The organism is Myxococcales bacterium, assembly GCA_016712525.1.
GTDB lineage: Bacteria > Myxococcota_A > Polyangia > Polyangiales > Polyangiaceae > JAAFHV01.
Genome location: JADJQX010000007.1, coordinates 2,796,387 through 2,814,990 on the forward strand (window position 1 = coordinate 2,796,387; position 18,604 = coordinate 2,814,990).

General features: G+C 69.8%; 17 protein-coding genes. 10 read left to right on the plus strand and 7 right to left on the minus strand.

Going from position 1 to position 18,604, the window contains the following annotated elements; all coding sequences use genetic code 11:
- Positions 1-14: 14 nt before the first annotated feature.
- From IPK71_28905 to IPK71_28920, 4 genes are all read left to right on the plus strand, one after another.
- Positions 15-2,081: a bifunctional aldolase/short-chain dehydrogenase gene (locus tag IPK71_28905; protein ID MBK8217765.1), complete on the plus strand. Its 2,067-nt coding sequence runs from the start codon at positions 15-17 to the stop codon at positions 2,079-2,081.
- A 137-nt stretch (positions 2,082-2,218) separates the two neighbouring features.
- On the plus strand, positions 2,219-3,169 hold the full coding sequence (locus IPK71_28910; GenBank protein ID MBK8217766.1) for a hypothetical protein: 951 nt from the start codon (positions 2,219-2,221) through the stop codon (positions 3,167-3,169).
- Between the two features lie 32 nt (positions 3,170-3,201).
- Positions 3,202-3,987 (plus strand): crotonase/enoyl-CoA hydratase family protein, encoded by a 786-nt coding sequence (locus IPK71_28915; protein ID MBK8217767.1) that lies wholly within the window; start codon positions 3,202-3,204, stop codon positions 3,985-3,987.
- A complete protein-coding gene (locus tag IPK71_28920) occupies positions 3,984-5,060 on the plus strand; it encodes a HupE/UreJ family protein (GenBank protein ID MBK8217768.1) in 1,077 nt (358 codons plus the stop codon). Before IPK71_28915 ends, IPK71_28920 begins: the two co-directional genes overlap by 4 nt.
- A 35-nt stretch (positions 5,061-5,095) precedes the next feature.
- On the opposite strand, the gene IPK71_28925 is transcribed toward IPK71_28920, so the two are convergent.
- The 3 genes from IPK71_28925 to IPK71_28935 form a co-directional block, all read right to left on the minus strand.
- Positions 5,096-6,961 carry a hypothetical protein gene (locus tag IPK71_28925; GenBank protein ID MBK8217769.1) on the minus strand — a complete coding sequence of 622 codons (1,866 nt, stop codon included), beginning with the start codon at positions 6,959-6,961 and terminating at the stop codon, positions 5,096-5,098.
- Between the two features lie 75 nt (positions 6,962-7,036).
- Positions 7,037-7,573: a TlpA family protein disulfide reductase gene (locus tag IPK71_28930; GenBank protein MBK8217770.1), complete on the minus strand. Its 537-nt coding sequence runs from the start codon at positions 7,571-7,573 to the stop codon at positions 7,037-7,039.
- A 148-nt stretch (positions 7,574-7,721) separates the two neighbouring features.
- Positions 7,722-8,456 (minus strand): redoxin domain-containing protein, encoded by a 735-nt coding sequence (locus IPK71_28935; GenBank protein ID MBK8217771.1) that lies wholly within the window; start codon positions 8,454-8,456, stop codon positions 7,722-7,724.
- A gap of 315 nt (positions 8,457-8,771) precedes the next feature.
- Between IPK71_28935 and IPK71_28940 the strand changes: the two genes are divergently transcribed.
- Both IPK71_28940 and IPK71_28945 read left to right on the plus strand, forming a co-directional pair.
- A complete protein-coding gene (locus IPK71_28940; protein MBK8217772.1) occupies positions 8,772-9,839 on the plus strand; it encodes a hypothetical protein in 1,068 nt (355 codons plus the stop codon).
- Positions 9,840-9,974: 135 nt separating this feature from the next.
- Positions 9,975-11,183, plus strand: coding sequence for a saccharopine dehydrogenase NADP-binding domain-containing protein (locus tag IPK71_28945; GenBank protein MBK8217773.1), 1,209 nt, complete (start codon positions 9,975-9,977; stop codon positions 11,181-11,183).
- 32 nt (positions 11,184-11,215) lie between these two features.
- Here IPK71_28945 and IPK71_28950 read toward each other — a convergent pair whose 3' ends face one another.
- From IPK71_28950 to IPK71_28960, 3 genes are all read right to left on the minus strand, one after another.
- Positions 11,216-11,791: a DUF420 domain-containing protein gene (locus IPK71_28950; protein MBK8217774.1), complete on the minus strand. Its 576-nt coding sequence runs from the start codon at positions 11,789-11,791 to the stop codon at positions 11,216-11,218.
- Between the two features lie 75 nt (positions 11,792-11,866).
- On the minus strand, positions 11,867-13,279 hold the full coding sequence (locus IPK71_28955; protein ID MBK8217775.1) for a hypothetical protein: 1,413 nt from the start codon (positions 13,277-13,279) through the stop codon (positions 11,867-11,869).
- Between the two features lie 26 nt (positions 13,280-13,305).
- The gene (locus IPK71_28960) at positions 13,306-14,982 is read right to left on the minus strand and encodes a TonB C-terminal domain-containing protein (protein MBK8217776.1); all 1,677 of its coding nucleotides are present in this window, start codon (positions 14,980-14,982) and stop codon (positions 13,306-13,308) included.
- A gap of 199 nt (positions 14,983-15,181) precedes the next feature.
- On the opposite strand from IPK71_28960, the gene IPK71_28965 reads away from it, so the two are divergent.
- From IPK71_28965 to IPK71_28980, 4 genes are all read left to right on the plus strand, one after another.
- Positions 15,182-15,595, plus strand: a complete 414-nt coding sequence (locus IPK71_28965; protein MBK8217777.1) for a hypothetical protein — start codon at positions 15,182-15,184, stop codon at positions 15,593-15,595.
- Positions 15,596-15,732: 137 nt separating this feature from the next.
- Positions 15,733-16,836, plus strand: coding sequence for a glycine cleavage system aminomethyltransferase GcvT (gcvT, locus tag IPK71_28970; GenBank protein MBK8217778.1), 1,104 nt, complete (start codon positions 15,733-15,735; stop codon positions 16,834-16,836).
- A gap of 62 nt (positions 16,837-16,898) precedes the next feature.
- Positions 16,899-17,294: a glycine cleavage system protein GcvH gene (gene gcvH, locus IPK71_28975; protein MBK8217779.1), complete on the plus strand. Its 396-nt coding sequence runs from the start codon at positions 16,899-16,901 to the stop codon at positions 17,292-17,294.
- A 172-nt stretch (positions 17,295-17,466) separates the two neighbouring features.
- Complete coding sequence (locus IPK71_28980) at positions 17,467-17,712, plus strand: zf-TFIIB domain-containing protein (GenBank protein ID MBK8217780.1); 246 nt, start codon at positions 17,467-17,469, stop codon at positions 17,710-17,712.
- Here IPK71_28980 and IPK71_28985 read toward each other — a convergent pair.
- Entirely contained in the window at positions 17,649-18,584 is a 936-nt protein-coding gene (locus tag IPK71_28985) for an EamA family transporter (protein MBK8217781.1), read from the minus strand. The genes IPK71_28980 and IPK71_28985 overlap by 64 nt on opposite strands.
- Between the last annotated feature and the right edge of the window lie 20 nt (positions 18,585-18,604).

Genomic DNA, 18,604 nt, shown 5'->3' on the forward strand with positions numbered 1-18,604 from the left:
TTTGTTGCCTCGCGATGGAATCGCTCTACCTCGACGCCGACGCGGCCGACGCCGTCGCGAACCGCCCCGACGGCATCTCGGAGGACCTCGCCCTCCGCACGTACACGGCGAAGCTGCTCGGCCAGAACCCGAGCCTCGTGCTGCACGGCGGCGGCAACACGTCGGTCAAGTCGACCGCGCGCACGCTGCTCGGGGAGACGGTGGACGTCCTCCACGTGAAGGGCTCGGGGTGGGACCTCGCCACGATCGCTCCCGCGGGTCACCCGGCGTGCCGCATGGATGCCCTGCTCGCGCTCGCGAAGCTCCCCGAGCTCTCCGACGAGGCCATGGTGAACGGCCTGCGCCTCTCTCTCCTCGACGCCGAGGCTCCGACCCCGAGCGTCGAGACGTTGCTCCACGCCGTCCTGCCCGCAAAGTTCATCGATCACACCCACGCGGACGCCGTGCTCGTGCTCGTCGATCAGCCCGACGCCGAGGCCGTGGCTCGCGCCTGCTTCCCGAAGGGCCTCGTGTGGGTGCCGTACGTGATGCCGGGCTTCTCCCTCGCGCACGCGTGCCGGCGCGCGTGGGACGAGACCCTCGCGCGCGACGAAGAGCCGTCCGTGATGCTCCTCGAGAACCACGGCATCTTCACCTTCGGAGCGACGGCCAAAGAGAGCTACGAGCGCATGATCGCGTGCGTCTCGCGCGCCGAGGCGTTCGCGGCCGATCGCTCGAGCACCCAGAGCTTCGTCCCCGCGCTCCGAGCGACCGCCGACGTCGTGACAAGCACGCTCCCTGCTTTGCGCGGCGCCCTCGCCCGCGCCGGAGGCCTTCCCGAAGAGACCGGCCCCGTGCTCGCCCTGCGTACGTCCGAGACGGTGCTGGCGTTCCTCGAGCGCGACGACCTCGAGGGCCTCGTCGCGCGGGGATCGGCCACCCCCGATCACGTGATCCGAACCAAGCCGTGGCCCTTGGTGACGAAGCTCGACGGCACTGCCGCGAGCGACCTCGACGCGGCCGTCTCCGGCTTCCGCGCCCGCTACGAGGGCTACGTGACGGCGATGTGCGAGCGAAAGCAGCGCGCCGTGGTTCGGCTCGACCCGAGCCCGAAGGTGGTGCTCGCCCCGGGCATCGGCCTCGTCACCGTGGGGGCGACCTCGGCCGACGCGAACGCCGCGGCCGACGTGTACGAGCACACGGTCGACGTCATGCTCGCGGCCGAGGAGCTCGGGACCTACCGCCCCGTCGCGGAAGAGCACCTGTTCGACGTCGAGTATTGGTCGCTCGAGCAGAAGAAGCTCGGCAAACCCGCGCCGCCGAAGGCCTTGAGCGGAAAGATCGCGCTCGTCACGGGCGCAGCCTCGGGCATCGGTCGCGCGACGGCCGCGAGGTTCCTCGCCGAGGGCGCGCACGTCGTCGTGGCGGATCGGGACGAGGCGCGCCTCGAGGCCACCTTCGCCGAGCTCAGACGCTTGCATGGCACACGTGTCGTCGCCAAACGCGCCGATCTCGCCTCCGACGACGAGACCCGAGACGCCGTGCGCGCGGCGGTGCTCGCGTTCGGTGGCCTCGACGTCGTCGTCAGCAACGCGGGAACCGCCCCCGAGGGCACGCTCGACACCGAAGAGGGAGAGGCCGCCCTCGAGCGCTCCCTCGGAGAGAACCTCCTCTCTCACACGCGGGTCGCCAAACACGCGACGGCCGTGCTCCGCGCCCAAGGCACGGGCGGCGCCCTCCTCTTCAACGCGAGCAAGAGCGCGTTCGCGCCGGGGCCCGGCTTCGGTCCGTACGCCGTGGCGAAGGCCGCGCTCGTCGCCCTCATGCGGCAGCTCGCCATCGACCTCGGGCCGCTCGGCGTGCGCGCCAACGCCGTCAACGCCGATCGCATCCGGACCGCGCTCTTCGATGGCGGGGTGCTCGAGTCGCGGGCCAAGGCGCGAGGGCTCACCCCCGACCAATACTTCCGCGCGAACCTGCTCGGACGCGAGGTCACGGCCGACGACGTCGCGCGGGCCTTCGTCTATCTCGCGCACGCCCGCACGACCACGGGCAGCGTGCTCACGGTCGACGGCGGCAACCCCGCGGCCTTCCCGCGTTGACGACGACACCATCGCTCGCGGTGGGGCGCGCGCCGAAAAACGATCACCGCGATCGGGCGATTTTTGGCGCGTTTTTGCCACATTTTCGCTGAATACCCGCGCCTCGCCGGCCCACACACCGAGGGAGAGGTGCACAGATGACTTTCCCCGATCAACGGACGAGCAGTGGATACGTCGACCTCGACGCCGCGATGGCCCGCGTTCGCGCGCGCGTCGACGAAGAGGCACGCGACGTGCGCGAGCGGACACGACGGATCTCCGAGGCGCCCCATGACGACGACGCCTCCCCGCCCCGATCCGCGGCGCGCGCGCGAGACGGCCGGCGCCTCGCCTCGATGACCACCGCCCTCGCCGCGCTCGCGCTCGTCTCGCTCGGAGCGCACGCGTACGCGTTCTCCAAGGTGAGCTCTCACGACCGCGCGCTCGACGCCGTGCTCACCGAACGGCGCGCCGGCACCGAGGCCAAGGCGCCAAAATCGCCCATAGATTCAAGCAGTTCCAAGCCGTCCTCGCGAGGGACCTCCGCCGAGCCGGCGGTCACGGCCGAGGCGCTTCCCGAGCCGGTCCGCCCCCCGTCGGCGCGCGCGCACGACCTCGTGCCGGCCCCGCCGCGCGAGCCTCCACGCGCTCGGACCTCGGCCGTCGCGATGGCCCCGCCTGCTCTCGCACCAGCGACGGCCACGGCGACCCCGACCGCGGCGCTCCCTCGGTCGGCCCCCGAGCCCTCGGGCCCCGCCGATCTCGGCGCCGCGATGCGCGCGGCCGCGGCCCCCTCGGAGGGGGAGAAGCCGATCCCTATGCCGACCACGAACCTTGCCCGAGAGACCGAGCCGAAGCAGCTCCGCCCGGCCCCCGGCGCCATCGTCGCCGCCGTTCGCGCGGTGCAAGACGCGGCGCGAGCGTGCCTCACCGAGGGGGACGTACCTCGCGTGCACACGATCCACTTCGGCCCCGACGGGCGTGTCGTGCGCGTCGAGCCTGGACTGCGTGACGAGAGGACGGCGTGCATCGATCGTGCGCTCGCGAGGGCCCATGTCGATGCGTTCTCGGAAGAGGGCTACCGCGCGCGGATCACCGTGCGCCCGTGAGCGCGTGAGCCACCGCGTGGTACTGTCGGGCCATGAGCGAGCCCACCGTCCGTACCGAGCGCCGCGGCCACGTCCTCGTCATCGAGCTGTGCCGCGAGAAGAAGCGCAACGCGTTCACCGTCGGCATGCTGCGTGATCTCGCGCTCGCCTACACCGAGCTCGAACGCGACCACGAGGCGTGGGTCGGTGTGCTCACGGCCCGGGGTGACCACTTCACGGGAGGGCTCGATCTCGCCGAGGTCGGTCCGCACGTCGCGTCGGGGGCCTCCCTCTTCGACGGCCAAGACCTCGTCGACCCGCTCGACCTCGAGGGCCCGCGCCGCAAAAAACCGGTTGTTTGTGCCGTCTCGGGCATCTGCTTCACCATCGGCATCGAGCTCTTGCTCGCGTGCGACGTGACCATCGCGGCCGAAGGAACCCGCTTCGCGCAGATGGAGGTTCGGCGCGGCATCATGCCGTTCGGCGGCGCAACGCTCCGCTTCGCCGAGGTCGCGGGGTGGAGCCGCGCCATGAAGTGGCTGCTCACGGGAGACGAGTTCGGCGCAGACGAGGCGCTCGCGATGGGCCTCGTCGCCGAGGTCGTCCCTCACGGGGAGCACGTCGCGCGGGCTATCACGATCGCGGAGCGGATCGCGTCGCGCGCCCCCCTCGCCGTCCGCGCGACGCGCGAAAACGCCCGTATTTGCCGCGAAAAAGGCCTCGAGACCGCGAAGGCTGCCCTCATGGGCACGGCTCGCCCGCTCTTCGCCTCGGAGGACGCCCAAGAGGGCGTCGTGTCGTTCCTCGAGCGCCGCGAGGCCGTGTTCAAGGGCCGTTGAGCACACACGCGCTCCTCCGCGCCCTCGTCGCGCTCGTCGTCGCGACCGTCGTGATGCTCTCCTCGCGGCGCGCACACGCGCACACGGTGGGGCTCTCGAACGGCGAGGTCCGCCTCGAAGGTGCAGTGCTCTCCGTATCGATCGGGCTCGCGCAGGGAGACGCGCTCCGCCTCGCGCCCACCCTCGACACCTCGAAGGACGGACGCCTCACGTCGGACGAGCTCGGTCGAGCGCACGACGTGCTCGCGGCCGCGGTCCTGGACGGGCTCGCGACGCATGACGGCGCCGCGTGCGCGTACGACCGCGTCGAGGCCACCCTCGTGGAGGCGGACGGCGTGCTCGTCCGAGGGAAAATCACCTGCCCTTCGGGCCCCCCGACACACCTTCATCCCCCTTTCCTCACGCGCCTCGGCGGGCATCGGCACCTCGCGCGGATCGTCGTGGGGGGCGCGACACGCGACGTGCTCCTCACGCCCGAGAGCCCGACGGCCACCCTCGGCGCCGCGTCGCACGAGGGAGAGCCGCGCGCGACCTCGTTCGGCACGTTCGTGCACCTCGGGGTCTTTCACATCCTCACGGGAGCGGACCACCTCGTGTTCCTCGCGGGCCTCCTCCTCGTGCGGGGGCGCCTCCGTGACTACGTCGCCCTCGTCACGGCCTTCACCGTGGCCCACTCCGTCACGCTCGCCCTCGCGGCGCTCCACGTCGTCTCGCTCTCCCCGCGCGTGGTGGAGCCGGCGATCGCGCTCTCCATCGTGTACGTCGGCGTCGAGAGCCTCGTCGTCGAGACGGCCCCGAAGCGCCCCGTGCTCACCTTCCTCTTCGGGCTCGTGCACGGCTTCGGCTTCGCGGGAGGCCTCGAGGAGCTCTCGCTCGACCGAGCACGCATCCCCCAAGCGCTCGTCGGCTTCAACCTCGGCGTCGAGGTGGGGCAGCTCTTCGCCCTCTCGGCGCTGCTCCCGCTCGTCCTCTTCGTGACGAAGCGCCACACCCGCGAGCCCGTACGCAAGGCCCTCGCCGCGGCCGTCACGCTCGCCGGAGCCGCCTGGCTCGTCGCTCGCCTCGCGAGCTAAAATACGTTACGAATCAAGCACTTTTGGCGAGCGGATCAGAAGCGCAGCGTGAGCTCGATGCGCGCGCCGGAGAACGCCGGGAAGAGCCGGCAGATGCCCGACACGCACCGCAGACCGCCGCGCTGCTGCCCGACGAAGAGGCGCAGGTTGTTCTGCATGGTGAAGCGCCAGAGGATGCTCCCATTGTTGTAGATCGCAGGGAACCCGTCTTGGGTCGTGTACTCGAAGCCGTGCGTGATGACCCACTGCGGCGCCACCTTCAGCGCCGTGTAGTTCTCGCCCTGCACCCACTTGCGCTCGGAGAAGACCAGGTTGCCCGAGGCGTCCTGCACCTCGACCTGGTTCTCGTTCTCTTGGTAGCGGAGCCTGTGGCGGCCGGCGATCTCGAACGAGTACGGCCCCGAGATGTACTTCGTGAGCGTGTACTGGACGGCGCGCTCTTTGTAGAAGACCTCGCCGTCGGGGCGGACGTCGTTGCGGATGTTCGTGTTCGCGAAGAAAAACGAGCGGTTCTGGTCGAACCGCATCTCGACGCCCGTGAGCAAATCGGTGACGTGGTTCGTCGTGTCCTCGGCGGTCTGGACGCGGCCGTACTTGTCGCACGTGCCGCCGGGCAGCTCGCTCTTGGTCACCGAGTACCCGAAGGCGCCGTAGAGGAGCACGTTCGGCGAGAGCCGCGCGTCGATGCGATCCCGCGCGCCGTTCACGCACGCGTTGTAGAAGCCGAACATCGTGTCGCTGATGATGGGCTCGATCGTCGGCGGCGCCGAGTAGGCGAGGTTCGCGAAGGCCGAGGCCTTGGTGACGTTGATCGAGCCGGCCACGTTGTAGAAGTTGCGGTAGCTCTTCACCTCGAGGGTGTTCGTGAGCCCGCCTTTGTTCGTCGTGAGGGCGGCGTAGAGCGCGTTGCCCGAGAGCGCCGCCTCCCGGCCCGTCTCCCCCTCGCGCTTCTGGATCGCGGCCTCGACGTAGAGGCTCCCCGTCTCGAAAAGGGAAGGGATCTCGAGCGATTGGCTCGCGTTTAAGATCGACGGCGAGGCGAGCGTCGGCGAGAGGTTCTTCGGGAGCGACGCGAGAAACTCGGACACGTCCCGCTCGTCGCACGAGCCGAAGGGGCGATCGAGCGCCCCGCCGACCACGTTGCCGCGCTCGTCGTAGCGGTAGGGGGAGCACTTCGAGAAGTAGGCCACGTTCGTCGACAAGACGACCGGCAGGCCGCGGCCGAGCAAGATTTGGCCCGCGACGACGCGGTCGGAGCCGAAGAGCGGCGTCTGCGCTTGCCCCTCGACGGGCTTCGGCAGGAAGAGCGCGCGCCCCGTGGGCTCGTCGACACGCGACGGGTTCAAGAACCCCGCGAGCACGGTGACCTGCGCCGGATCCTTCTGCAGCGTGACCTTGCCGCCGAACGCCGTCGTGTCGATGCCGAGCTCGTCGACCTTTCGGAGCGAGAGCACGAGGCCTCGCCCGAGCTGCGCGTAACCGTCGCCGGCGGTGACCTCGACGCCCTTGGTTTTGTAGATCGCGTAGAGCTTCGCGGGGTAGATCGAGTCGCGGTAGCGGCTCGCGCCGTCGACCAAGGTGATCTGCCGGTCTTGCGGCAGCATCTCGCGGTCTTCGGGGCGCAGCCCGTAGAGGGCCGAGTCGATGCGCGCGCCGACCGTGATTTTGTCCCAGTTGAGGACGAGGTTCAGCCGGTTCAACCAGGCGAAATAACCCTGGTTTCGAAAGTCGTCGCCTTCGCGCGCGTTGAAGCGCTGCGACACGATCGACGTCTCGGTGACGTCGACCTTCGCGGGTTTGCCGCCGAGGTCGGGCAGATCGACGGCGCGGGCGGGGCGCGCGGCGAGCACCACGGCGAGACCCGCGACGAGCGGGCCTATCACACGATGGACCTTGAGCATGGACGGGCCAGTTTCGGGGCGCCCCCGCGGGGCGAGCGGCCGGCATCATGGCACGGCCGAGCCCACGCGCGTGCCTTACTTCGCCAGAAGCTTGTCGACCTCGACGGCGAGGGACTCTTCGTCGCCGGGGTTGTAGCCCTCGCGCACCTGGGCCACGTTCCCATCCTTGTCGATGAGGACCGTGAGCGGCCCGCTCTTCTTCGGGTTGTAGACGGCGCAGATCGCCGAGTCTTCGTCGAGGAGGACGGGGAAATTCAGGTTATTTCGGAGGGCGAAGGGCTTCACCTGCGCCACCGTCTCGGGGCCGTCCATGGCCACGGCGAGGATCTGGAGGCCCTTGTCCTTCTTGTCGTCCTGCATCTTCCGGAGGTGCGGGAACTCGGCGAGGCAGGGCTCGCAGTACGTCGACCAGAAGTTCAGGAGGATGGTCTTCTTGCCGAGGTAGTCGGCGAGGTGGACCGTCCTCCCGTCGACGTCGCGGCTCGTGAAGTCTTGCGCGTGCGAGCCCGCCTTGAGCCCCGCGGCCGTGGTCTGGGCTCCGCCGGTCTGCGCGGGTGTGCACGCCGCCACCGAGAACGAGACGACCGAGAGCGAAACGAAGGCCGCCGCCACACGAGAGAAAGTTGAGCGATTTTGCATAGTTGGAACCGTCCGAGGGAGAAAAGGCCGCGGGCCGCGTGCATCGTGTCGCGCGCGGCCCGGCGTGTGTACCGTGTGTCGTGGGTGTCGGCTCGGAGCAGGCCTCTCGGGCCCTCCCGGCTCACTTGGCGGGGGCGTAGCCGTCGAGGAACTTGAGCCAGCCGTCGACCTCGGTGCGGACACCCTCGGCCGTGCCGGGACCGCCGGTGCTGGCGTGGAGGATCTCCATGGTGCGGGCGTCGAGCTGGGCGTTCCAGGGGACGGCCGCCGCGTCGAAGAACACGCCGAACTGGGCGTTGTTCGGGTCGAGCACGTGCGAGAAGTCCGACGGGTACGCCGAGAGCCACTTGTCGAGGTCGCCCTGGGTCGACGGGGAGCCGCGCTTGGCCGTCTCCACGAGGACCGCGAGCCACGCGACCTTCTTCTCTTTGAGCTCGCCGGCGATGCTCGCCGCGGCCTTCGCCTCTTGGTTGCAGGGGCCGCACCAGACCGCCGCGGCCTGGATGTGGATGAGGCGGAAGTTCTTGGTCTGCGGGTCGAAGTAGTCGGCGAGGGAGACTTGCTGGAGGCCCTGCGACTTGTCGCCCTTGGGGTAGCCGTAGAACTTGAAGTTCTTCATGACGTCGCCCGGGGTGCCCTGGCGCGGCGGCTCATGGGTCGCGGGCTTCGTGCCGATGCGGGTCGTCGGGTAGGGGACGCCGTCGGGGTTCGTCTCCTTGCCGGTGGGGGTACCTACGCCGTTACCCTCGAGCCCTTTGTCCTGCTCGGTTCCCGGCGTCGCCGAGGAGCACGCGCCGAGGGCGAGCGCGAGGCTCAGAGTGGAGACGACTGAAGCAAACACGCCGACGTTCTTCATGAGATACCTCGTGGGGCACAATCTGGCTCGTGCGGCGAGGCCGCGACGGGTGAACCCTACCTCTGACCACCCAATCGTCAAGACGAATTGGGCACCCGGGGAGGCCCCGCGAGGCCATTTTGGAGAGCCAAAGCTCGGCCTTCGGAGGACGTCCCAGGTCCTCTACGCACGAAGCCCCCGGTCGTATCGCTGCGGACGGCGTTTTTTCTCGGAGGGCCCCTCCGTGCGCACCCGCGGCCGGCGTGCCACCTTTCCGTACGACGCGGCCGACCTTTTTCGCTATGGTCCGCGCACTCTTCTTTACCCGAGGCCGCCATGACAGAGCTCGTTCGTTCCGCCCGTACTCAAGCCCCCACCGCGAAAGGCCGCGCGCGACTCGTGGTCGCGCTCGCCGCAGCGAGCCTCGCGTCGGTGCTCGTGCTCGTCGCCGAGGGCTGCTCGAGCACCCCCGCCGAGACCACGGGGTGCGACTCGTCCAAGTGCGCGGCGGGAAACACCTGCATCGACGTGGGCGGCGAGGTGAAGTGCCGCAAGACGTGCACCTCCAACGTCGACGCCACCAAGGCGTGCCCCTTCGGGTACACCTGCACCGCGCGCGCGAACCAAGAGGCCGTGTGCACGGGAGACCAGTGCTACTGCGCCGAGAACGCGGCCTCCGCGAAGGTGCAGAAGGCCGACAAGGGCCAGTGGGGCGCGACCTGCAAGACCACGGGCGGCATCGCCGCGAACCCCGACTGCGACGCGGCCCAGGCCTTCCAGTGTTATGCCAAGAACCCGGCCGACGCGAACGCCTACTGCACGCGCGCCTGCACCCAGGACGCCGACTGCGCGGGCGGCTTCTTCTGCGGCGAGGTGAACGACTCGCCGAGCGCCGAGGCGGCGAAGCGCACGGGCACGGGCACCATCAAGATCTGCCAGAAGCGCGACTACTGCAGCCCCTGCAAGTCCGCGGTCGACTGCGCGGCCGGCCAGATCTGCGCGGGCGCGGGCTCCGCGGGCGCGTTCTGCACGTCGGCATGCACGAGCGACACGACCTGCACGGTGGACTCGTTCTGCTCGGACTACGCGGGCGGCAAGTACTGCTTCCCCAACGCGGGCACGTGCGTGGGCGACGGCAAGCTCTGCTCGCCGTGCCGGTCCGACTCGGACTGCAAGGCGGGCGGCGGCATCTGCGCCTCGTCGTCGTACACGACCGAGCGCTTCTGCACGCAACCCTCGGCTTCCAAGTGCGCCTCGAGTGACTGCCCCGCCGCGCCCGAAGGTGTGGCAGGTGTCGGCTGCGCCAAGGAGGCCTTCGACGACGTGCCCGGCGGCTCGTGCGTCGGCCTCTTCAAGCTCAAAAAGAGCGACATCCCCGGCTGCTACACGCGCGCCCGCAAGTAGCCCGCCGTCCGCCTCCCTCGCGCCCCGCCCCGAGAGCACGGCTCGGCGCGGGGCGTCGTGTTTTCGGCCCGTGGCACACGAAGCGAACGGGCCGTTTCCCCCTTGCGCGGCGAAATCCCGTGTACCTTCGCTGGCATGGATCGCACGTACGACCTCGTTCTCTTCGGCGCCACCGGGTACACGGGAAAGCTCGTGGCGGAGTACCTGGCGAAACACGCGCGGGGGCTCGTGTGGGCGGTCGCGGGCCGCAACGCCGACAAGCTCCGTGAGGTCGTCGCGTCGCTCGGCGACAAGGGCAAGTCGGTCGGTCTCTTCGTGGTCGACTCTTCGGACGAAGCCGGCCTCGACGCGCTCGCTCAGAAGACCCGCGTCGTCGTCACCACGGTGGGCCCGTACGCCCTCCTCGGCCGCCCGCTCGCCCGCGTGTGCGCCCGTAGGGGCACGCACTACGCCGATCTCACGGGCGAGGTGCCGTTCATTCGCGCGAGCATCGACGACAACCACGAGGCCGCGAAGGCGTCGGGGGCGCGCATCGTGCACTCGTGCGGCTTCGACTCGATCCCGTCCGATCTCGGCGTGCTCATCCTCGCCGAGGCCGCCAAGGCGCGTGGGGAGACGCTCGGAAAGACGCGCCTCGTCGTGCTCCGCGCGAAGGGGGGCTTCTCCGGAGGCACGGCGGCGAGCCTGCTCAACGTGCTCGCCGAGGCCGAGAAGGATCGCGCGCTGCGAAAGCTCCTCGCCGACCCGTACTCCCTCACCCCCGATGCCGCCTCGGAGCTCGCGGTCGATCGCAAGGACGCTTTCAAGGTCGCCTTCGACGAGGACGCGAAGGGCTACACCGCCCCCTTCATCATGGCCGCGATCAACACCCGCGTCGTGCGCCGCTCGAACGCGCTCGCGAAGCACGCCTACGGCAAGCAGTTCTCGTACGACGAGGCCATGAGCTTCTCGAAGGGGCCGAAGGGGCTCGCCATGGCGAGCGCGGTCACCGCGGCGATCGCGACCACGATGGTGCTCGGCGCGAACGCACGCACGCGCACGTTGCTCGAGAAGCTCTTCCCCACGCCGGGCGAGGGCCCCACCAAGGCAGAACGAGACGCCGGCTTCTTCCGCATCGGGCTCTACACGACGACCTCGAGCGGCCGGAAGCTCGAGGCGCGCGTCGAAGGCACGAGCGACCCCGGCTACGGCGAGACGGCGAAGATGCTCTCGGAGTCGGCCCTCGCGCTCGTCGAAGGGGCCTTCGCGAGCCCCGAAGGCGGCGTGCTCACCCCGGCGTACGCGCTCGGGATGCCCCTCGTGGAGAGGCTAAGGCGCGCCGGAATGACGTTCGACGTGCTCTGACGAAGCTCTGACCGCGGCTCGCTCGGCAGAGCTCAAGGGTTCCAGATCTTGAGCATCGCGAACACCAAGACGCCGGTGACCGACACGTAGAGCCAGAGCGGCGCCGTCGCCTTCGACACCTTTTTGTGCGCGGGAAAGCGCCCCGAGAGCGAGAAGAAGAAGCTCGAGAAGACGAGCGGCAACGTCACGGCCGAGAGCACGATGTGCGTGATGAGCACGAAGAAGTAAATGGGCCTTACGATCCCCTGGCCGACGAACTTCGTGTCGCCGTGGACCCCGTGGTAGACGAGGTACGACACGAGGAAAAGCGCCGAGGCGCCCATCGCGCCGAGCATGTACCGCGAGTGGAGGGCGAGATCGCGGCGCTTGATGGCGGCGAGGCCGAGCCCGATGAGCACCGCGCTCGTGGCGTTCAGCGTGGCGTTCACGGCCGGCAGCACCGAGACCCACGCCGGCGCGGAGGTGGGCTTACCGTGGCCGTAGATGACCGTGACGAGCAGGATCAGCGCGCCGACGCTCGCGGCGAGAATGACGGCCACGGCCCGCTTCGGAGAGACCTCTTTGAGGGCGGAGAGCTCGATGGGCTTCGGGGCGGCTGCGTCGGACATCGACGCGTCTTTTAGCGCCACTTCACCCGCGGTCGAGCCCCTTCCGCGCGAGCTCGAGCACGAATCTCGACGCGGTCAGGCCTTCGGCTCCCCCTCGGGAGGAGCGGGGGCATCCGGCGCGACGGGGGCATCCGGCTCGGACGAAGCCGCGGGAGAGACGGGATCCGACGGCGCTTCCGAAGCGACGGGCTCCACGGGAGCATCCGGCTCGGACGAAGCGGCGAGAGCCTTCGGCTCGGACGAAGCGGAAGGAGAGGCGACCTCGGAGCTCGGAGGCGCGCTGGCCGGGGTGGGCTCGGCCGAGACCTCGGCGCGCACGTCGGCTGGCGGGTCCTCGGGAGGGGGAGGTCGGTCCGACGCGCGGGCGTTCTTGACGGGGCGCTCGGGCGCTTTTTCGCGGCGTGGGCCCGAGGCCATGAGGTCCGACCAGAGCGCCCGCCGGTCTTGCGAGGCCCGCACGAGGAGGAGGCCCGACACGAGCGCGAAGAGGCTCGCGAGGGGCACGTCGAAGCGCCCTTGGGTCGCGAGCGCGAGCCCGAGACCACACGCGACGAGCGCCACTTGCCCACGCTGCACGCACGCGACGAGCCCCAAAAAGAGCGCCGTCGGAAAGAGGAAGGTCGCGACGGGCGTGAGGCCGAACGGCTCCGGGCTCGGCACCGCGTGGGCGAGCGCGCCCGAGAGCACGTGCCCCAGCGCGCCGGCGAACGCGGGCTTTTTGGCGCCCACGTACGTCACGAAGAACCCGAGGGCGAGCGCGGCGTTGCCGAGCAAGCGCCCTTGCGACCGGCCTCGTGTCGCGAAATACGCGATGGCGACGAGCTGCGAGCCACCGGCGACGACCACCGCGACCGTGGCGAAGGCGCGCCCGAAGGCGAACCCGAGGGGGTTGTCGAGGGAGAGCTGCGCGACGATCCACGACACGGCACGAAAGAAGGCGGAGAGCCCCACGAGCGCGAGCACCCCGGCAGGCGCGCGTGTGTGGGGGGCGCGCACGGCCACGACCGCGGCGATCACGGCGAACACCGCGACGATCAGGCCGAGCGCGGCCTGAGGCACCGCCAGGAGGCGCGTCGCCACGGCGGGCGCGGCGAGCCCCACGATGATCACGGAGAGGCCGAGCAGCACGAAACGCGCGGCGCCGATCTCGGCGCGCAGAATGAGGTCGTAGCCGCCGTAGCTCGTCAGCGAGAGCAAGCCGAAGAACGCGAGGTAGCTCGACACGGCCGCCGCGCGTTCCCCCCACATCACCGCCTTGTCACCCACATTGCCCAGCAACCCCGGCAAGACGAGCGTCCCCAGGAACGCGGCGAGCAAGGCCACGGCCGTGACGACCCGCACGAAGGTGTCGGACGGAAAGGCGGCCGCCGGTGCGCCGGTGAGCGGCTCGGGCGCTCTTTCGGAGCCATGAGCAGGTGCGTCGGTGGGTGTCACGGGCTCTTGGGACACTACCGGCTTTTCGGACGGTGGCGAACGGGAGAACGACACGAAGCGAGCGAACGGAACAGCGAAGGCTAAGGAGCGCCGTGGCGTGTGTCGGTCGGGTTGCCCGGGGCGCGCTCACGCTCCTCGGGGGTGCTCGGAGGCTTGCCCGCAGGCGGCTCGACGGGCGGCGCGGCAGGGGGCAAGTTCAAGAGGAACGGCCGTGCGTTCATGGTGGTGCACGCGAAGACCTCGTCCCTGTGGAACTCCCAGTGGAGGTACACGTTGCCGTCGGTCGAGACGATGGCGCTCGGCGCGGGGCCGAACGGCGAGGCGCGCTTCACCGAGTCGAGCGCGGCCACGTCGAACGCGGTGACACCGCTCGCTTTCACGACGCCCATCTTCACGATTTGCCCGTCCTTCGGGCCCACGACGATCTCGAGGTGCGTGACGAGGCGCGGGTTCGAGAGCGGATGCGAGCTCGGGAGGCCATCGAGCGAGCCGAGGAAGCTCTCGGCGAAGATCGGGTGGATGCGGTTGTGGATCGTGTTGAGGTACGTGGCGAAGGGCACCCGCGCGGTGTTGAGCGCGGTCTGGTTCCCCGGCTTCACCGTGGTCACGTAGTTCTCGATCGCGCTGCGCCACTTCTCGAAGTTCGAGGCCTGGTACGAGCCGCGGTGCTCGCTCTTCCGGCGCTCTCCGTCGGCCACGCGCTCTTTGCGGAGCTGGTCGGCGCCCACGGCGGCCACGACGGTCCCCTGGTTCATGTTCAGGTTGATGGCCCCCGGCGGAGCTTTGGCGCCGAGGCCGAGGGCGAGGCCCTTCATCCCGGAAGACGAGGGCTTGTTCGACGAGCCCATTCCGCCTTGATTTCCGGCTCCCGAGCCACCGGGGCGCGTGGGATCGAACGTCCACCCTTTTTCGCCCTGGGCGACCTCGGGCGTGGGCGACGAGGCGCCGCCGGGCGCGTCGGGGCTCGGTTTTTGTGCGGCAGACGGGCTCTGAAGAGGCTTGCCGTCCCCGCCGGGCGCACCCGACGCGGCCTGAGGCTTCGGCTCGAGCGCGGCCACCTTGGGCGCGGGCTTCGGCGCGGGCTGCACGTCGAACTCGGTGCCCTTGTCGCCGGGCGCCTTGTTCTTCTCGCCGGGGGTGTCCTCGCTGTCGGCGATCTTGGTCTTTTGGCTGTCGCCTTCGCGGTCTTTGGGGCCCGCGTGGTTGCCGCCCGGCGTGGGGTTCTTGTCGTCTTGGTCGTGCGACGTCTGCGTGGCGACGGTCTCTTTGTCGACCTTGTTGGCGTCGTCGCCGATGAACTTCGCGTTCGGGTTGTCTTCCTGGTCGGGCTTCACGTGCTGCTTCACCGCGATGCGCTTGTCGGGCTGCATGGGCGGTGGCGGCGTGGGAGGCGGAGTGGCGGTGGGAGGCAGCACCACGACCTTCTTGGGCTCTTCCTTCTTCTCTTCGGGAGCCTTCGGATCGGGCGTTTTTTCCTTCGGATCGTCCTTCTTCGGCTCGGGGGCCTTGGGCAAGACGGGGGCCGGAGCGTTGGGCTCGTTCGGCGCGATCTCGTTCTCGGCCATGGCGCCGAGCTCGAAGATTTTGTCGGCCTCCCGCGCCCTCCCGCGCGCCTGGTGGGCCATCTTCGAGAAGAAGGTCGAGTCGTCGTGGGCCTTCGCGACCTCGTTGCCTCCCTGGCCGAGCACGTAGTGCGCGCACACGGCCGCACAGACCCAAAGGATGAGCGGCGTCGCGGCGGTGTCACGGGCGGCCATGCGGAGATCCTCGGGTCGGAAGGGGAGGCCCTTCGCACACGGACCCATTTCCGTGCCCGTGCATTGTAACACCCCCCACCCTCCCCGGAAAGGAGAGCAAAATCCGCAAGACTATCGGGGCTCCACGCACGCGGTGCACCCGCGGCACGTGCGCGCGCGGTTCCTTGCACCTCGGCCGTTCCCACGTAAGCTGACCCGCATGGCTTTGAGGCTTTGCGCCGCGTGCGCCCGACACATCCGAACGACCGAGAGCGCCTGCCCCTTCTGCGGGGCGGAAGGAACGAACCCCGTCGCTTCGCCCCTCTCGCGCGCCACACGCGCGGCGATGGTGTTCGGAGGCGCCGTCATGGTGAGCTCGGCGGTCGCCTGCTCGAGCGAGAGCCCGGCCCCAGCGCCGATGTATGGCGCCCCCACGCCCACGACCACGACCGACCCCACGGCGGTGCCGCTCTACGGCGCCCCGGCCCCGGACGCGGGCACCGACGCGGGCACCGACGCCACGGTGGCCCCGCTCTACGGCGCCCCGGCCGACGCGGGCCGCGACGGCTCTTCGGAAGATGCGGGCCGCGACGGCTCGCCCGCGCCCCTCTACGGACTGCCGCCGCCGAACTGATCGGTCGCGTCGCAAGGCACGAGCGACCGCGCGACGGCACGTCCGCATGGTGCGACGCAGGCCACCCCTTACGACGCGGTACGCCACGACGATTGTCGTTCTCGGGAGGCCATGTCGGCGCGTAAGGTGGCGCCATCATGACCGAAGCCCTCCGCCGCACCCCCATCTACGACGCCCACGTTCGACTGGGCGGACGGATCGTTCCGTTCGCCGGGTGGGAGATGCCTGTACAATACAAGGGGATCGTCGACGAGCACGTGGCGGTGCGCACCGCGGCGGGCCTCTTCGACGTGTGCCACATGGGCGAGCTCGAGATGTCGGGCCAGTACGCCGCCCAGGTCGTCAACTACCTCGTCACGAACGACGTGTCGCGCCTCGGCGTGGGCATGGCCCTCTACACGGCGTGTTGCAACGAGGCGGGCACCATCCTCGACGACCTCATCGTGTACCGCGCGGGCGACGAGAAGTTCCTCATCGTGTGCAACGCCTCGAACCGCGACAAAATCGTGGGCGTCTTCTCCAAGGCCGCGAAGGATCACTGCACCTTCAAGGACCTCTCCGACGAGACCGCGCTCATCGCGCTCCAGGGCCCCAAGGCCTTCGACGTGCTCGCGCGCTGCGGCAAGGACGCCGAGGCCCTGAAGGAGCTCAAGACCTTCCACTTCCGCGACGCGGTCGTCGCCAACGTGAAGTGCACCGTCGCGCGCACGGGCTACACCGGCGAGGACGGGGTCGAGATCTTCTGCGCGTGGAACGACGCGCTCACGCTCTGGAACCACCTCGTCGAGCTCGGCGAGCCCGTGGGCCTTCGTCCGTGTGGGCTCGGCGCGCGCGACACGCTCCGCCTCGAGGCGCGCCTCTCGCTCTACGGCAACGACATCGACGAGACGACGAACCCCATCGAGGCGGGCCTCGGCTGGGTCGTCAAGATGGACAAGGGCGACTTCGTCGGCCGCGCGGCGATCGAGGCCATCAAGGCGAAGGAGCTCCCTCGCAAGCTCGTGGGCTTCGAGATGACCGGCCGAGGCATCGCGCGGCACGGCTATCCGCTGCGCGACGCGAGCGGCGCCGAGATCGGCGTGTGCACGAGCGGCAGCCCGGGGCCGACCGTGGGCAAGAACATCGGCCTCGGATACGTGCCCACGAGCCTCTCCGCGGTGGGCTCCACGTTCTTCGTCGACTGCCGCGGCAAGAACGTCGAAGCGGTGGTCGTGAAGACACCCTTCTACAAGCGTAAGTAACCGAAACTACAGACTTTTTCGGGGCCCTATGGCCCGCGCGACCTTCGAGGAGACCAAACACGATGAGCGATTCGTTTCCGGGCGATCTCAAGTACACGAAAGACCACGAGTGGGCGCGCACCACGGCGGCCGGCATGCAGGTCGGCATCACGTCGTTCGCCGTCGAGCAGCTCGGCGACATCACGCTCGTCAGCCTCGACGTGAAGGTGGGCGACACGCTCGAGGCGGGCAAGGCGTTTGGCACGATCGAGAGCGTCAAGACGCTGAGCGATCTCTACGCGCCGGTCGCGGGCAAGATCGTGGCGATCAACGGCGCCCTCAACGACAAGCCCGAGCTCGTCAACGAAGACTGCTACGGCAAGGCCTGGATGATCGAGATCGCCCCGAGCGATCCGAACGCCGCCGCCGGCCTCCTCGACGCCGCCGCCTACAAGGCCCACGTCGACGCCAGTGGCTGAGAGCCTCCGCTGCCCGCGCTGCGAATCGCGGGTGAACGACGCCTCCGTCGGGCCGTACCGGATGTCCGGACGGCCCGATGGCGTTCGTGGTGATCCCTTACCGCTCTCGCCTCGGGTCCACGCCGCCTCGGGGGCGACGGTCCATGCGTGCGGGGGCTGTGGGGGCCACTTCGTGACGTACGAGACCATGCTCGCCCTCGAGAAGGCACGCACCGAGAAGCTCTCCGGGAGCGCCATGGCACGGCAAGCCTTCGAGCGCCCCTCCGCTCCCGTTCGCTGCGCGCGCTGCGGGGGCGAGACGACGCGCCGCAAGTGGGGAGTGTTCGGGATCGTCTTCGTCGACGTGTGCGACGACTACGATTGCCGCGGCGTTTGGCTCGACGAGGGCGAGCTCGAGCAGCTCTCCGGCTCGCGCTGATCGGGCGGCGACGCGAGCACCACGACGGCGGCCCCGACGACCATCCCGACGCCGAGCACCCCGGTGCCCGCGAGCGCTTGCCCGAGCACGAGCACCCCGAGCACGACGGCGCACACGGGCTCGAGCAAGGCCAGCGTCGCGGCGTGCGTGGCCGGGACACGCCTTAGGCCCCACGTGAACGCGAGCCCCGCGAGGGCACCCGGGCCGAGCCCCGCGAGCACGAGCTTCACGACCGGCGTGAGCGGGACGTGCGCGAACGCGCCGCGAGGCACGAGCAGCGCGAGGCACGGGAGCGCGACGAGCCCGTGGTAGACCATGAGCTCTGTGGCCGAGAATTTCCCGGCGAGCCGCTTCGAGACGACCACGTTCGACGCGTAGAAGACGGCGCTCCCGGCGCCGAAGAGGGCGCCCGTGACGTCGCCCGGGCGAAGCGCGTCTTTCCATGGAGCGAGGACGACGAGGAGGCCCGCGAGCGCCACGAGCACCGCGGCGAACGTACGAAGGCGCGGCGCCTCCCCTAACAAGAACGGCGACACGAGCGCGACGAAGAGCGGCGCGAGCGAGTGGGTGAGCACCGCGATCGCCACGATCGTGCGCGCGTAGGCCCCGAAGAAGAGCGCCACGTTCGCCGCGTCGGCCACGCCGAGCCACACGACGAAGAGCCAGTCACGCGTCGTGCGATGGGCACGCGCCCTGTCGCGCACGAGGAGCGGGAGCGGCGCGAACGTGACCGTCGCCATGATGACGAGCGTCCCGAGCTCGCGCGGGATCGGGGGCTCGCCGGGCCCGTACACCACCGAGAAGATCCAAGGCCACGTGCCCCACGAGGCCGCCGCAGCGACGATCAGAGCGTACCCGACGAGGGCACGCAACCTCGCGGATCCACTTCGAA

Excerpts from the sequence above, each read along its gene's own strand:
- IPK71_28905 (MBK8217765.1), top strand. The coding sequence starts at position 15 with ATGGAATCGCTCTACCTCGACGCCGACGCGGCCGACGCCGTCGCGAAC.
- IPK71_28910 (MBK8217766.1), top strand. The coding sequence starts at position 2,219 with ATGACTTTCCCCGATCAACGGACGAGCAGTGGATACGTCGACCTCGAC.
- IPK71_28915 (MBK8217767.1), top strand. The coding sequence starts at position 3,202 with ATGAGCGAGCCCACCGTCCGTACCGAGCGCCGCGGCCACGTCCTCGTC.
- IPK71_28925 (MBK8217769.1), bottom strand. The coding sequence starts at position 6,961 with ATGCTCAAGGTCCATCGTGTGATAGGCCCGCTCGTCGCGGGTCTCGCC.
- IPK71_28935 (MBK8217771.1), bottom strand. The coding sequence starts at position 8,456 with ATGAAGAACGTCGGCGTGTTTGCTTCAGTCGTCTCCACTCTGAGCCTC.
- IPK71_28940 (MBK8217772.1), top strand. The coding sequence starts at position 8,772 with ATGACAGAGCTCGTTCGTTCCGCCCGTACTCAAGCCCCCACCGCGAAA.
- IPK71_28945 (MBK8217773.1), top strand. The coding sequence starts at position 9,975 with ATGGATCGCACGTACGACCTCGTTCTCTTCGGCGCCACCGGGTACACG.
- IPK71_28950 (MBK8217774.1), bottom strand. The coding sequence starts at position 11,791 with ATGTCCGACGCAGCCGCCCCGAAGCCCATCGAGCTCTCCGCCCTCAAA.
- IPK71_28960 (MBK8217776.1), bottom strand. The coding sequence starts at position 14,982 with ATGGCCGCCCGTGACACCGCCGCGACGCCGCTCATCCTTTGGGTCTGT.
- IPK71_28965 (MBK8217777.1), top strand. The coding sequence starts at position 15,182 with ATGGCTTTGAGGCTTTGCGCCGCGTGCGCCCGACACATCCGAACGACC.
- gcvT (MBK8217778.1), top strand. The coding sequence starts at position 15,733 with ATGACCGAAGCCCTCCGCCGCACCCCCATCTACGACGCCCACGTTCGA.
- gcvH (MBK8217779.1), top strand. The coding sequence starts at position 16,899 with ATGAGCGATTCGTTTCCGGGCGATCTCAAGTACACGAAAGACCACGAG.